This is a genomic window from Bacillus cereus group sp. BfR-BA-01309, assembly GCF_022664315.1.
In the GTDB taxonomy this organism is placed as follows: domain Bacteria; phylum Bacillota; class Bacilli; order Bacillales; family Bacillaceae_G; genus Bacillus_A; species Bacillus_A mobilis.
Genome location: NZ_JAKUHE010000015.1, coordinates 1 through 12,234, shown reverse-complemented (window position 1 = coordinate 12,234; position 12,234 = coordinate 1). Strand labels below are relative to the sequence as shown.

Genomic DNA, 12,234 nt, shown 5'->3' with positions numbered 1-12,234 from the left:
AATCTTATATCAAATAAAATGATATCGCAAACGACGAAAAAAAGTAACAATTTTTTCACAAATGTATATAAGTATTTCCCTTGCATCCTTATATGATACACCTTTCTTCTTATTTATATAAAGAAAAAAGGACTGGTAATTTTCCAGTCCTTTCCTCATATTTATTCACTTACCGGAAGTACAGCACCTTTATATTCTTTATTAATAAAGTCTTGAATTTCTTTCGAATGCAGTACTTCTACTAATTCTTTAATTTCTTTTTTCTTCTAGTCACCTTTACGAACTGCAATAATATTTGCATACGGAGAGTCTGATCCTTCAATCGCAATTATTCTTTTACAGGAACAACTGCCCCTTTATATTCTTTAGTAATAAAGTCTTCAATTTCTTTAGAATGTAATACTTCTACAAGCTCTTTAATTGCTTTTTTATCTTTATCACCTTTACGAACCACTAATACGTTTGCGTATGGAGAATCATCGCCTTCAATTGCAATTGCATCTTTTTCTGGGGTTAATTTCGCATCAATTGCATAGTTCGAGTTAATTAAAACAGCGTCGCCTTCTTTATTGTTATACACTTGTGGTAACAAACCAGGCTCAATATCCGTTTTGAACTTTAAGTTTTTCGGATTATCTGCAATATCTTTTGGAGTTGCACTAACTGGATCTACTCCGTCTTTAATTTTTAAAATGCCTTCTTTTTGTAAAATTGCTAAACCACGTCCATGGTCAGTAACGGAATTACTCATAATAATTGTCGCCCCGTCTGGAAGCTCTTTTAAGCTCTTATATTTTTGAGAATATACACCAATTGGTTCTAAATGAATTTTTCCTGCAATTTCAAAATCGTATTTTTTATCTTTTATTTCTTTTTCTAAATACGGAATGTGCTGGAAGTAGTTTGCATCTAAATCCTTATCCGCTAACGATTTATTTGGTAACACGTAGTCTTGGAATTTTTTAATTTCTAACTCAATTCCTTTTTTCTCTAATAAAGGTTTAGCCTTTTCTAAAATAACCGCATGCGGCACGTTAGAAGCCCCTACAACTAGTTTCTTTTCATCTTTATCTTTCCCGCCACAAGCTGCTAACCCAAAAATTGAAGTTGAAATAAGTGCTGTAAGTAATAATTTTTTCATTTGAAACATCCTCCCGTTTTTTTATTATCGTTTATCTATTCGAACCGTTACACGATCACCAATCCACTGAATGAAAAATACAACTAGTAATACACAAATTGTCGCAACGATTGTTACATCGTTATTTCCTCGTTGGAATCCTTCTAAATATGCAAGTGTTCCAAGGCCACCAGCACCAACAACTCCCGCCATTGCTGTATAGCCTACTAAAGCAATTGTCGTAACTGTAATGCCAGATACTAATGCTGGTAATGATTCTGGAATTAGCACTTTTAAAATAATTGTGCTTGTTTTTGCTCCCATCGCTTTTGAAGCTTCGATTACACCCTTATCAATTTCACGAAGTGCAATTTCAACCATTCTCGCGTAAAATGGTGCCGCTCCAATAATTAAAGCCGGCAGTGCTGCACTCGCTCCAAGAATTGTTCCAAGCAGAATCTTTGTGAATGGGATTAATAAAATGATTAAAATGATGAACGGTATCGAACGGAATATATTTACGAACGCTCCAATCGCTGTGTTAACCGTCTTGTTTTCCCATAAATTATCTTTCGCTGTCATAAAGAGTAACAATCCTAAAATTAGTCCTAAAACAAATGTCGCAAGAGCTGCGATTGCCGTCATATATAACGTTTCACCAGTTGCTTCTAACATTTGATTCCAATCAACATTTGCGAGTAATTTATCCATGTGCGATCACCTCCAGCTCTACTTGATCTTGATGTATTCCCTCTATTGCTTGCTGAATCGCTGTTTCCTCACCATTTAAATGAACAACTAAACTACCGTAAGAACCGTTATTCGTTTGTGCGATATTTCCTTGCAAAATGCTAACTTCTATATCACTGCGTTGCATTAATCTTTGAAGTACTGGTCTTTCTACAGCTTCACCGATAAACTGCAAACGAACGACTTTACCATCTGGATACTTTTCAATTAAACTTTCAATCGTTTCATTTGTATCTTCAGAATCCGTTAACTGCTGTACAAATCGTTTCGTAATGTCTTTCTGCGGATTACGGAATACATCAAGTACTGGACCCGTCTCTACAATCTTTCCTTTTTCCATTACCGCCACTCTATTACAAATCTTTCGAATCACGTGCATCTCGTGTGTAATAAGTACAATTGTTAAACCGAGACGCTTATTAATATCTAATAATAAATCTAAAATTTGATCTGTCGTTTCTGGATCAAGAGCTGATGTTGCTTCATCACATAAAAGCACTTGCGGGTTGTTAGCTAGCGCTCTTGCAATACCAACGCGCTGTTTTTGTCCTCCACTCAGCTGAGATGGATATGCATCTCCTCTTCCCTCTAATCCAACGAGATGAATTAACTCATCAACACGTTTTCTTCTCTTCGCCTTATCCACACCTGCAATTTCAAGTGGGAATTCGATATTTTCGCGTACAGTTCGTGACCAAAGTAAGTTGAAGTGTTGAAAAATCATTCCGATTTCTTGTCTCGCCTTACGAAGTTCACTTCCTGTAATTGCTGAAATCACACGATTTGCAATTGTAATTTGGCCTGAAGTTGGTTTCTCTAGCTGATTGAATAATCTGATTAACGAACTTTTCCCAGCCCCACTATATCCGATAACACCAAATATTTCGCCTTTGTCTATTTTTAAATTGGCATTATCTACAGCAGTGACATCACCGCTTTTTGCTTTATATATTTTCTTTACATTCTCTAATAGAATCATGGTGTATCACCCCTTTTTTTATTTGGGTCGACTCCGCAATTTTTTATGTTTAATGCGTGTAGTCCACCGTTATCACTACTTTTATTATTTGAATGTCCTCCACATTCAAACAATAAAAAAACCTTTCCGCTTTAGAGAAGCAGAAAGGTTTATATGCGTATATAACAACATTATCCCTCTCTCTCATCTCTCAAAGCATTTGCTTTGCAGGAATTGGCACCATTTCAACATAAGTTGACGGTTGCCGGGCTTCACAGGGCACAGTCCCTCCACCTCTCTTGATAAGAGAAATCAGATTACATTTTCGTCTGATTTGTAATTTATGAAATTGTCTATATTTTATGAATTGAATTGTATCAATATCCACACACCATGTCAACAGAAATTTTCGTAAAAAATGAACCTTCAGAATTTTAAGCACCTACTGACATCGGTTTACATATATGAAACATCGATTCAACTAATAGCATCGTTCGATACGTTCCTGAATATTGTACACGTCCATCGTTCATTAACATTTGCAACCTTACATTGCCGTTCACCAATTGTTTTACATCTTCTTCATCTACACAAACGATTTGCTCCGTTCCTCTTTCCTCGTGTAGCAACTCTATATAATCCCTTGAAATTTGCAGCGAACAACTTTCATCTCCAAAGCGGAAATTAACAGTTTTTTCTCCTTGTCTTAAAAGCGGCTCTAAATGATATTGACCATTAGCGTAATTTACAAATGATTGCAGCAAAGAATATAATTTCACCCTAAATCACATCCTTCATATCACTTTCTATTACACATACCATTCCCTCTCACTAAAGAGCAATCCTGTTACTTTCGCTCGACAAATACTGTAACCACACTGCATCTCGACATATTTCCCGAGAAATATGTCGAGGCGGCAAAAACTTTGCCGCCTACTTTAATTCCGTATATAAATATTCAACCGAATGAAATGCATATATCTTCTTCATGAGTGTCCCATTTTCAAAAACAAGTAAACACGGTACACTTTCGATTCCATACTCTTTCGCTAAATGCGGAGCATAATTTAAATCTAACATTCCAATTTGGAGGTCTTCAATTGTCATCTCAACAACTGTTAACATCTTTTTTGCTAATTGGCATGTTCCACACATTGGAGTATATACATATAACACTGTTTTTTCTTCGTTCTCTATTAGGGCTGTTGCTTCGGCTCCTGTCCAGTCAATCACTTCTATCATTCCTTACCGTAAATATTCTGTATAAACGTCAATGTCAGCTCCCCATAATACATTTGCTAAGTGTGAAGATGGCGCAGTTGCCACTTCTCGGTACGAGCGATCAATATAAATATGCTCTGCTTGCGGAAATTCTTTTCGAAACTGTTTCCTTAACTTTTCTCCAGCATCATCAGCATCCACTAGTACATACACTTCCTTATCAAAAAACTGATCAACGAGCTCATCCATTTTCGACAAACCAATTGTACCATTTGTACAAACAATTTCCACCGGTTCCCGAATAATAGATTCAATCTTTCTTCTATCTGATGTACCTTCTACAATAATGACTTTTTCCACATAAATCATATGTCATCACCCGATCACCATATACTATACAACCTTTAACTTAGTATATAGTATATTCGTTATTTTCATGTTGTTTCCTGTTTATTTTTGCAAAAGAAAAGCGGAGCCGACTGTTTAGCCCTGTTGGCTAAGGTTCTTTCGCACAGAAGACGCTTTTTGTCTTCTCGTGCGGAAGGTTCTTAGACATGAAGGACTAGGAGGTGGAGCTAGACAAAGAAAAGCGCAAGCGGCTCGCTCAGAACAAGAGAGCATTGGAACTCCTGAACTAGAGGCGCTCTTTGCCTCAAGTTCAGGAGTGAAATGACCGACTGTTCTAGCCGCTGGAGCTAGATCAAAAAGAAAAGCGGAACCGACTGTTTAGCCATGAGATGGAGCTGGACAATAAAAACTTAAACGAAAAGTTTTTTCAAAAAACGTTCTCCTACACAATAATTAGTATATGATTCTGCATTCATTATTTTACATAAAATAAAAAGGACAGCACAAAGGCTGTCCTTTCGTCGACTATAATTAGTCTTGGTTTGTCATTTCTGCATATTTTTCAGCAGTTAATAACTTCTCAACTTGGCTTGCATCAGAAAGTTCAACTTTAACCATCCATGCACCCTCGTATGGAGATTCGTTAACAAGTTCTGGTTGGTCACTTAATTCTTCGTTTACTGCTACAACTTTACCACTTACAGGTGCATATAACTCAGAAACTGTTTTAACAGATTCTACGCTTCCGAATGGCTCGTTAGCTTCGATTGTTGCACCTACTTCAGGAAGTTCAACGAATACGATATCGCCTAGCTCACCTTGTGCAAAGTGAGTAATACCGATAACAACTTCATTACCTTCAGTTTTTACCCATTCGTGTTCTTCAGAGTAACGTAAATTATTTGGAATGCTCATGACTGTACCTCCAGTGAATGTATTAATTATGTAAAAATACCTTATTGGTACTTTTTCCACACACTTTCAAACTGCTCTTCGTTAAAACCAAGTGTTACATTCGTTCCATTTGTTACGATTGGACGTTTAATCAACATGCCATCAGATGCTAAAAGCTCGTACATTTCGTCTTCACTTGCATCCTTTAACTTATCTTTCAGACCAAGTTCACGGTAACGCATTCCACTTGTATTAAAGAATTTTTTTAATGGTAATTCACTTTTTTCATGTAAATTACGTAAATCTTCTTTTGATGGTGGATTTTCAACAATATGAATCATCTCATATGCTACATCGTTTGCCTCAAACCATTTCTTTGCTTTTTGACATGTGCCACACTTTGGATATGAATAAAATGTTACTGTCATAAATTCACCTACTTTTTTACTAACCTTTACCCTTATCATATAGAAAACGTTTTATTATTTCAAACGATTATTCGCTAAACTTTTACTTATTTCGTGATAATTTTTAATAATCCTGCAAATTTTTCTTATTTTTCCGCCATTTATTAAGAAAAAATAAATATATAAATTTTTTTGATTCTTCTCTTATCACTCACCGAACATATATCTTAAACAAACGTTTGATTAATTCCCCACTTTCCTTCATTAATCCTTGAGCTACATCGATTTCTTCCTACCAAACATACATCTTAAACAAACGTTTGATTAATCCCCATTTTTTCTTTGTTAACCCTTGAGCTACATCGATTTCTTCCTACCGAACATATACCTTAAACAAACGTTTATTTAACCATTTCATCCTATAGTCACAAAACCTGGAAACACTTTACATGACAAAGGCGTACAGAGAAAAGGAAATAACGATTTTGACCATAATAGGAGAGTATTCCATGATGTTGAAGAAATTACTGCAAAGAAAAAAGACGCATTTAAATGGATGCGTCTTTTGGCGATGTTTCTTTTGTGAAATCATATAAAGCAATTGCGCCTAAAATAACTAGTATACTTTCAGGGGCATCTAACAAAATAGTTCTCCAAGTTTCTGAGACTACCCATTTAATACCTGCCGCTGATTCAAGATATGTTTGAAAATAACTAATTGTAAAATCAATTACAAATAAACATACAAGTAATGTTAGACCAAAACGAATTAATTTCTTATTTGTAAACATGTAACACCTCTCAAAATTAATTGGATATTTCTGATTTCAGTTCTTTATATGTGAAAATCCCTATATTTAATTTTAACATACAAAAATATCCAAATAAATATAATATGCATATTTGCATATTTCTTGCATATTGAGGAATTACTGTTAATAAAAAGTCCCTACAAGCAACCTCATAACAATGGAATCATTTGGATCATTATATAACCGATTCCTGCATGTGAAATAAAGGAGAAGCCTTGTTTACATGCTCTTTCTTTATCGACTCAAATAATCTGCAATTGTTTGAAATACGACGATATACATATTATGAATACTTTCTTCAGTATTTCCACCATTTGATAAACCAACTGCCCATTGTTGTCCTTCACCACTTCCGATATTTGCAAAGCCTTGTGTATACATAGCATTTACATCTTTTCGTGCACTGTTATACTCTATCCCTTTTGTAATAAACGTTGAATATGATTTATCTTGCAAACCGATAAAAAACACTGGTTTCTTTAGCGATGAAAATACATCTTTATACTGCTCTGTTGAGGCTTCTTGAAAGTGGTTTTTCATGACAAGAAAACCATCCACTTCCTTAGATTTCTTTTCCAGTTCCTCTAACTTTATTTCCTCGAACTTTACATTCCTAAACGTATCTTTCGGTTTCTCTCCAACAACTCCAATTACGAGTGCTCTTCCGTTATATTCTAATTTCTCTCCTTCTTTATCCTTTGCACACCCCGCACTCACTAGGCATATCAATATAAAAAATAAGAAATACGATAAACGCTTCATATAGCACCCTCCCCTTCTTTTCAGTCAAGTGACAAAAACGTAAGGTTCATTCAAGAAAATGTAAGTAAAATCGATAGCTCAAATTACGTTTCTATATTATAATCAATTGAATTTACTTACATTACTAAACATAGGAGATTATCATGAAGAAATTTAAACTTTCATCTTTTCTTCCGTTAAGTTATATACTTCTACTCGTACTCGTAAGTCCCCTTTACGATGTATTAAATAAATCGGCTGTTCACGCAGTAGATGTCACAACTGTAGTAGATGATTGGATTCCATTTGTGAAAGCATTTATTATTCCTTATTTACTTTGGTTCCCTTACTTATACGGCGCACTTATTTATTATTGCTTTGCGGATCGAAAACAATATTATGTCACTTTAAGTAGTATCATTCTTGGAAAACTTGCTTGTTTTTCTATTTATTATTTTTGGCAGACAACTGTACCACGTCCAACAGTCGTTGGATCAGACGTATTTTCCGAACTAGTCCGCTATATTTATAGTATCGATCAACCGGTAAACTGTTTCCCTAGCATTCACGTACTTACTACCTTCATCATTATGCTAGCTGCCTTTAGACGTAGAGAACAACATGCTTTTGAATATTATATCCTTATGTTCTTCGGTACGCTTATTATTTTATCAACACTATTTACGAAGCAACACGCGTTTGTAGACGCCATCTCTGGAATGACGCTTGCAAGCATACTTTACTTCGGCGTTCAGTTATTATTAGCAAAAGAAACAGTACGTGTTCCAGTAAAACAAAATCAAAAAATGTAAAAAGCAGACTGTGGCTTCCAGTCTGCTTTTCTCTATATAAAAGGAGATTTTCAATTTAAGATTGCGGTACAGTCATATCACCAGAGTGAATACGACCTGCTTTTTTAAGAGCAATGTAAAGTATATAAGAAACAGCTACTGGAATGATGATATAAGTGATTACCATCGCTGGAACAACTTCCCATCCTTCGCTGGAAATTAAATTAATTGGTGCGATAAGAGAGCTTAATCCAAGACCTGCAATTTCTTTTCCTGCTTCCAGTTGGAAAATCAATGCGGATACAGGACCAACTATAGCACTGGCGACAACAGTTGGGACGAGAATCATTGGATTTTTAGTGATATTTGGCAACTGTACTTTCGGAGTACAAAGAGCCTGAGCTAATATACCGCCTAAATTATTTTCTTTCGCTGAGATAACAGAGAATCCGATAAACTGAGCAACGCAACCTGCAAGAGCAGCACCACCTGCAACACCGTCTAAGCTAAGTGCGATCGCTAACGCAGCTGATGAAGCTGGAGAGATAAGTAATAGTCCCCAAACGACTGCAATCACGATAGAAGCAATGAACGGGCTACCAGCTGAGCTATCTTTAATAAATGCTCCAATTGTATTTAAGACAGGAGTAATATTATGAGATAACCAAATACCGACTAAACCAGAACCTAATATGGCCGCAAATGGAACGAGCATCATATCTAATGCAGTTTTCCCACTTAAACGTTTACCAATATATACAGCTAAAGTTGCTGTTAATAATGCACCGATTGGCTCACCTGTTTTAATGATTAGACCTGCTTCAGTAATTGAAATGGATCCGGCACCAATCGCTCCAGCTACCATAGCCGAGAAGATTACAAGACCGTTTGCACCGAGCATAAAAGCAATTCCGGCACCAATGGCTGGTGCCATAAGTGATTTTGCAACAACTCCGATTGTAATAAGCAATGGAATATCAACAATTCTTCCTATATTTTCGATTAGTAAACCAATTCCAAGGGATACGAAAATACCTTGTGCGATTCCAGCTGATGCTTTAAATACACGAGACATTATATATTCCTTCATTTGTTTCACCTTCTCCTATAAGTTAGTAACCAATTGTTTTCATATAATCACGTAAAATATCGTTTGATTTTGCGAATCGAGTTTCCTCATCCTCTGTTAAGTTTAGTTCTACAATTTCTTTTATACCGTCTCTAGTAATAATAGCTGGCACTCCTGTACAAATATCATACTCACCGTACTCACCATCTAAAATGGCTGATACAGCAATGACACGGTGATCATCGTTAAAGATTGAACTCGCAATATATGCTAGAGAATTTCCGATTCCGTAATAAGTAGTACCTTTTCGTTTATAAATTTCCCATCCAGCTTTTGCAGTCTTCTCAACAATTTCATCTAAATCTATTTCACCAAATTTGTCTTTTTTCTCTTCTAAAATTTGTAGAATTGGCTTTCCACCAACAGTTACGTGAGACCAAGCAACCATTTGAGAATCACCATGTTCTCCTAATGAATACCCATGAATACTACGAGGATCTACATGTAACATTTCAGATAGAATTGTTTTTAGGCGAGAAGAATCTAGTGATGTACCAGTACCGATCACACGATTTCTAGGTAAACCAGATAATTTCCACACTTGATACGTAATAATATCAACTGGGTTCGATGCAAGTAAGAAAATACCATCAAATCCACTTTCCATTACTCCGCCAACAACACTTTCCATAATCTTCGCACTCGCTCCTAAAGTATCCAAGCGACTTTGTCCAGGCTTTGGTGCTGGTCCTGCTGTAATAATAACGATGTCCATATCTTTGCAGTCTTCATAGCTTCCTGCATATACTTTTGTTCTTGTATTTGTAAAGTTAATGCAGTGTGATAAATCCATTGCTTCCCCAACTGCACGTTCATGATTTATATCAATTAATAATAGCTCTTCGCAAATGCCTTGATTCACAATGGAATATGCACAACTTGATCCAACTAATCCAGTACCGATAATTGCAATTTTTCTTGTATTTCGTTTCATAGCAATCTCTCCTAATTGATCATATAATCTATTTCTTGTGTTCTTTACACTCCTAATTATAGAGATTCCCACGATATAAACCATGGATACTTTGTGAAATATTGAACAAACTTTTTGTCCTTTTTGTGAATTGTTACATTCCATTTTCGTCATATTTGTTACAACTGGAAAAATATTCATTATATATTTATTGACATATATAAAGTAAAACTTTAATCAGCAGGGTTTTACCGCCCAGTAAATCGCGAGACAAAACAAAAAACGAGCGACTTCATTCGCTCGTTTTTTCACCCCATTATTCCGCACTTAATTGGCTTTTTAATTGCTGGACAATCATTGGATTCGCAGGTGCAGCTGGTTTATAATAACTTTTTTGCTTTGCGTACTCATACATATTACGTTGACGCATCTCATCTTGATTACGAATTTGAATTAACGTTTGATGTAACTGTTCGTTATCAGACTGAGAAATATAATTTGCATAACTTGTTAAACTTGCATTTAACCCTGCTAAATAATCATTTACCATATCTTTTTCATTCATCTGTCGCTTCCTCCTATCCTAGGAAAGTCATTAATTGCTGTTTCGTATTTCTTGCATCTTGCGCATCCTTTTGTAGCATTTGTTTCAACTCTGGATCTGTACACGTCTGTGCATACTGCTCCAACTTGTTAATAATTGTTGCATGTCCACCAATTAAATGACGTAAGTTTTCTACTTCAAGCTCTGTTAAGTTTTGCATAGAATACTCCTACCTTTCTTTGTTCGTTCACTGTTAGTATTTAGCTATTTTTTGATTGTATGCATGAATTAACTTTTTCACGTGCACACAAAATAAAAGATGAATAGCTAAGCCATTCATCTTTTATACTGGTTATGTATTCATTTTTATAGAGATACAATCATACTTATACTCACAAGTAAGTTCCATACAATGTGCAAAATAATACTAGGTATAATAGATTGCGTCTTTTTGTATAACATGGCCAATACAATCCCCATAATCGTTGCTGTAATTAGAAGACCTCCATGAAGAATCCCAAAAATGAAGGAAGAAATAATAATACCAACTAAAAAATTATATTTCCTTTCTAGAAATCGATATAAAATACCTCGAAATAGAATTTCTTCTTTAACCGGTGTAATTATAGCAACACTTAACACATATATAATACTTTGTATGCTATTTTGAATCCTTAAGCTCCCTAATTGTTCCTTCTGTTCTGCTGCACTTTCGAAACTAAACACATGTAACATTAAATATTGTGATAACGCAATGATAATAAAACCAATTAATAGATATAAATATGTCTTCCCATTCTTCAAAACGGATACATCCCAAATAGATTTAATAAAATGAAGAACTGGTTTATAAGCTAATAAAATGATAGCAACAACAGCTGCATCAAATAAGAGTAAATAATATCCTTCTAAATTAGTACTTAATACTTCTTCTCCATAAATCTCAAAGGCTAAACCAAGGAATAATCCTCCTAGGAGTGAAATCCCTATAATCATTGCTATCATTACAAATAGGTTTTTATATGTTATATTCTCTATTTCTCTTTCCACACTATACGCTTCTAACACTGTTTTACTCACAGTATCCCTCCAGTTATTCTCATTTACCTTAATGAAATCCATTAATTGAAATATAAAGATAATATAACAAAATTTCCAAAAAGAATAATATGCAATTTTACATATTATGAAAGCTTTGCATTCTGTAGTTTTAGGAATCAAATTGCTATACAATAATTATTGTATGAAATTTCAAAAAAGACCTTCTATCCACCATAGCCCTCGTATCATATAAAACTGATTAGTTAAAGGAGCAATGAACATGAAAACCCACGACTTCCTTACAGAAATCCAGAAAGGCTCTGAACCTAGTCCCTATCAAGATCCTATCGCATTCAGTTTCGTTTGCTTTTTCTTAGCGATATATACCTTTTTCAAACCTGCAAAATGATATCATTTCATGAGAAAAAGCAGACCATTCTTTTCGAGTCATATGCACTAAAAAACCTTAGAATCTGAAGTGAACCCGAATAGTGGTACATGAAAAAAACACCTCCTGAATTCGCATACTAAGTATGCAAATTCAATGGAGGTGTTTTTTCGTATG

General features: G+C 35.1%; 16 protein-coding genes, 1 pseudogene and 1 riboswitch. Of the genes and pseudogenes, 1 reads left to right on the top strand and 16 read right to left on the bottom strand.

Annotation, left to right across the window (positions count from 1 at the left end; all coding sequences use genetic code 11):
- Positions 1-161 precede the first annotated feature (161 nt).
- From MR115_RS30355 to MR115_RS23060, 11 genes and pseudogenes are all read right to left on the bottom strand, one after another.
- A pseudogene (locus MR115_RS30355) lies at positions 162-338 on the bottom strand (MetQ/NlpA family ABC transporter substrate-binding protein); the annotation flags it as partial.
- Positions 329-1,141, bottom strand: coding sequence for a methionine ABC transporter substrate-binding lipoprotein MetQ (gene metQ / locus MR115_RS23105; protein WP_242242917.1), 813 nt, complete (start codon positions 1,139-1,141; stop codon positions 329-331). The pseudogene MR115_RS30355 and the gene metQ, both read right to left, overlap by 10 nt.
- Positions 1,142-1,165: 24 nt before the next feature.
- Positions 1,166-1,831 carry a methionine ABC transporter permease gene (locus MR115_RS23100; protein ID WP_061678021.1) on the bottom strand — a complete coding sequence of 222 codons (666 nt, stop codon included), beginning with the start codon at positions 1,829-1,831 and terminating at the stop codon, positions 1,166-1,168.
- Positions 1,824-2,849, bottom strand: coding sequence for a methionine ABC transporter ATP-binding protein (locus tag MR115_RS23095; RefSeq protein WP_000601756.1), 1,026 nt, complete (start codon positions 2,847-2,849; stop codon positions 1,824-1,826). Before MR115_RS23095 ends, MR115_RS23100 begins: the two co-directional genes overlap by 8 nt.
- A 180-nt stretch (positions 2,850-3,029) precedes the next feature.
- Positions 3,030-3,137: riboswitch (SAM riboswitch) on the bottom strand.
- Between the two features lie 125 nt (positions 3,138-3,262).
- Positions 3,263-3,607: a hypothetical protein gene (locus MR115_RS23090; protein ID WP_000781217.1), complete on the bottom strand. Its 345-nt coding sequence runs from the start codon at positions 3,605-3,607 to the stop codon at positions 3,263-3,265.
- Between the two features lie 154 nt (positions 3,608-3,761).
- Positions 3,762-4,070 carry a thioredoxin family protein gene (locus MR115_RS23085; RefSeq protein WP_076541789.1) on the bottom strand — a complete coding sequence of 103 codons (309 nt, stop codon included), beginning with the start codon at positions 4,068-4,070 and terminating at the stop codon, positions 3,762-3,764.
- Positions 4,071-4,073: 3 nt separating this feature from the next.
- Complete coding sequence (locus tag MR115_RS23080; protein WP_000640869.1) at positions 4,074-4,418, bottom strand: toprim domain-containing protein; 345 nt, start codon at positions 4,416-4,418, stop codon at positions 4,074-4,076.
- Between the two features lie 510 nt (positions 4,419-4,928).
- Positions 4,929-5,312, bottom strand: coding sequence for a glycine cleavage system protein GcvH (gcvH, locus tag MR115_RS23075; protein ID WP_000026897.1), 384 nt, complete (start codon positions 5,310-5,312; stop codon positions 4,929-4,931).
- Positions 5,313-5,353: 41 nt separating this feature from the next.
- Positions 5,354-5,719 (bottom strand): arsenate reductase family protein, encoded by a 366-nt coding sequence (locus tag MR115_RS23070; protein ID WP_000218969.1) that lies wholly within the window; start codon positions 5,717-5,719, stop codon positions 5,354-5,356.
- A gap of 527 nt (positions 5,720-6,246) precedes the next feature.
- The gene (locus tag MR115_RS23065) at positions 6,247-6,489 is read right to left on the bottom strand and encodes a DUF3937 family protein (protein WP_242242916.1); all 243 of its coding nucleotides are present in this window, start codon (positions 6,487-6,489) and stop codon (positions 6,247-6,249) included.
- A gap of 255 nt (positions 6,490-6,744) precedes the next feature.
- On the bottom strand, positions 6,745-7,272 hold the full coding sequence (locus tag MR115_RS23060; RefSeq protein WP_242242915.1) for a hypothetical protein: 528 nt from the start codon (positions 7,270-7,272) through the stop codon (positions 6,745-6,747).
- Positions 7,273-7,415: 143 nt separating this feature from the next.
- On the opposite strand from MR115_RS23060, the gene MR115_RS23055 reads away from it, so the two are divergent.
- Complete coding sequence (locus MR115_RS23055) at positions 7,416-8,063, top strand: phosphatase PAP2 family protein (protein WP_061678016.1); 648 nt, start codon at positions 7,416-7,418, stop codon at positions 8,061-8,063.
- Between the two features lie 55 nt (positions 8,064-8,118).
- Here the strand turns inward: MR115_RS23055 and MR115_RS23050 are convergent, their stop codons facing one another.
- The 5 genes from MR115_RS23050 to MR115_RS23030 form a co-directional block, all read right to left on the bottom strand.
- Positions 8,119-9,132 (bottom strand): PTS sugar transporter subunit IIC, encoded by a 1,014-nt coding sequence (locus MR115_RS23050; RefSeq protein ID WP_000666174.1) that lies wholly within the window; start codon positions 9,130-9,132, stop codon positions 8,119-8,121.
- A 22-nt stretch (positions 9,133-9,154) separates the two neighbouring features.
- Entirely contained in the window at positions 9,155-10,105 is a 951-nt protein-coding gene (locus MR115_RS23045; RefSeq protein WP_472926394.1) for an L-lactate dehydrogenase, read from the bottom strand.
- 295 nt (positions 10,106-10,400) lie between these two features.
- Positions 10,401-10,649 carry a spore coat protein gene (locus tag MR115_RS23040; protein WP_001002992.1) on the bottom strand — a complete coding sequence of 83 codons (249 nt, stop codon included), beginning with the start codon at positions 10,647-10,649 and terminating at the stop codon, positions 10,401-10,403.
- Positions 10,650-10,662: 13 nt separating this feature from the next.
- Positions 10,663-10,848, bottom strand: a complete 186-nt coding sequence (locus MR115_RS23035) for a hypothetical protein (RefSeq protein ID WP_001180553.1) — start codon at positions 10,846-10,848, stop codon at positions 10,663-10,665.
- 146 nt (positions 10,849-10,994) lie between these two features.
- Complete coding sequence (locus MR115_RS23030; RefSeq protein ID WP_098596841.1) at positions 10,995-11,708, bottom strand: CPBP family intramembrane glutamic endopeptidase; 714 nt, start codon at positions 11,706-11,708, stop codon at positions 10,995-10,997.
- Positions 11,709-12,234: the final 526 nt, after the last annotated feature.

Coding starts and splice junctions, on each gene's coding strand:
- MR115_RS23070 (WP_000218969.1), bottom strand. CDS start 5,719: ATGACAGTAACATTTTATTCATATCCAAAGTGTGGCACATGTCAAAAA.
- MR115_RS23045 (WP_472926394.1), bottom strand. CDS start 10,105: ATGAAACGAAATACAAGAAAAATTGCAATTATCGGTACTGGATTAGTT.
- MR115_RS23085 (WP_076541789.1), bottom strand. CDS start 4,070: ATGATAGAAGTGATTGACTGGACAGGAGCCGAAGCAACAGCCCTAATA.
- MR115_RS23035 (WP_001180553.1), bottom strand. CDS start 10,848: ATGCAAAACTTAACAGAGCTTGAAGTAGAAAACTTACGTCATTTAATT.
- MR115_RS23060 (WP_242242915.1), bottom strand. CDS start 7,272: ATGAAGCGTTTATCGTATTTCTTATTTTTTATATTGATATGCCTAGTG.
- MR115_RS23065 (WP_242242916.1), bottom strand. CDS start 6,489: ATGTTTACAAATAAGAAATTAATTCGTTTTGGTCTAACATTACTTGTA.
- MR115_RS23095 (WP_000601756.1), bottom strand. CDS start 2,849: ATGATTCTATTAGAGAATGTAAAGAAAATATATAAAGCAAAAAGCGGT.
- MR115_RS23040 (WP_001002992.1), bottom strand. CDS start 10,649: ATGAATGAAAAAGATATGGTAAATGATTATTTAGCAGGGTTAAATGCA.
- gcvH (WP_000026897.1), bottom strand. CDS start 5,312: ATGAGCATTCCAAATAATTTACGTTACTCTGAAGAACACGAATGGGTA.
- MR115_RS23055 (WP_061678016.1), top strand. CDS start 7,416: ATGAAGAAATTTAAACTTTCATCTTTTCTTCCGTTAAGTTATATACTT.
- MR115_RS23100 (WP_061678021.1), bottom strand. CDS start 1,831: ATGGATAAATTACTCGCAAATGTTGATTGGAATCAAATGTTAGAAGCA.
- MR115_RS23050 (WP_000666174.1), bottom strand. CDS start 9,132: ATGAAGGAATATATAATGTCTCGTGTATTTAAAGCATCAGCTGGAATC.
- MR115_RS23080 (WP_000640869.1), bottom strand. CDS start 4,418: ATGATTTATGTGGAAAAAGTCATTATTGTAGAAGGTACATCAGATAGA.
- metQ (WP_242242917.1), bottom strand. CDS start 1,141: ATGAAAAAATTATTACTTACAGCACTTATTTCAACTTCAATTTTTGGG.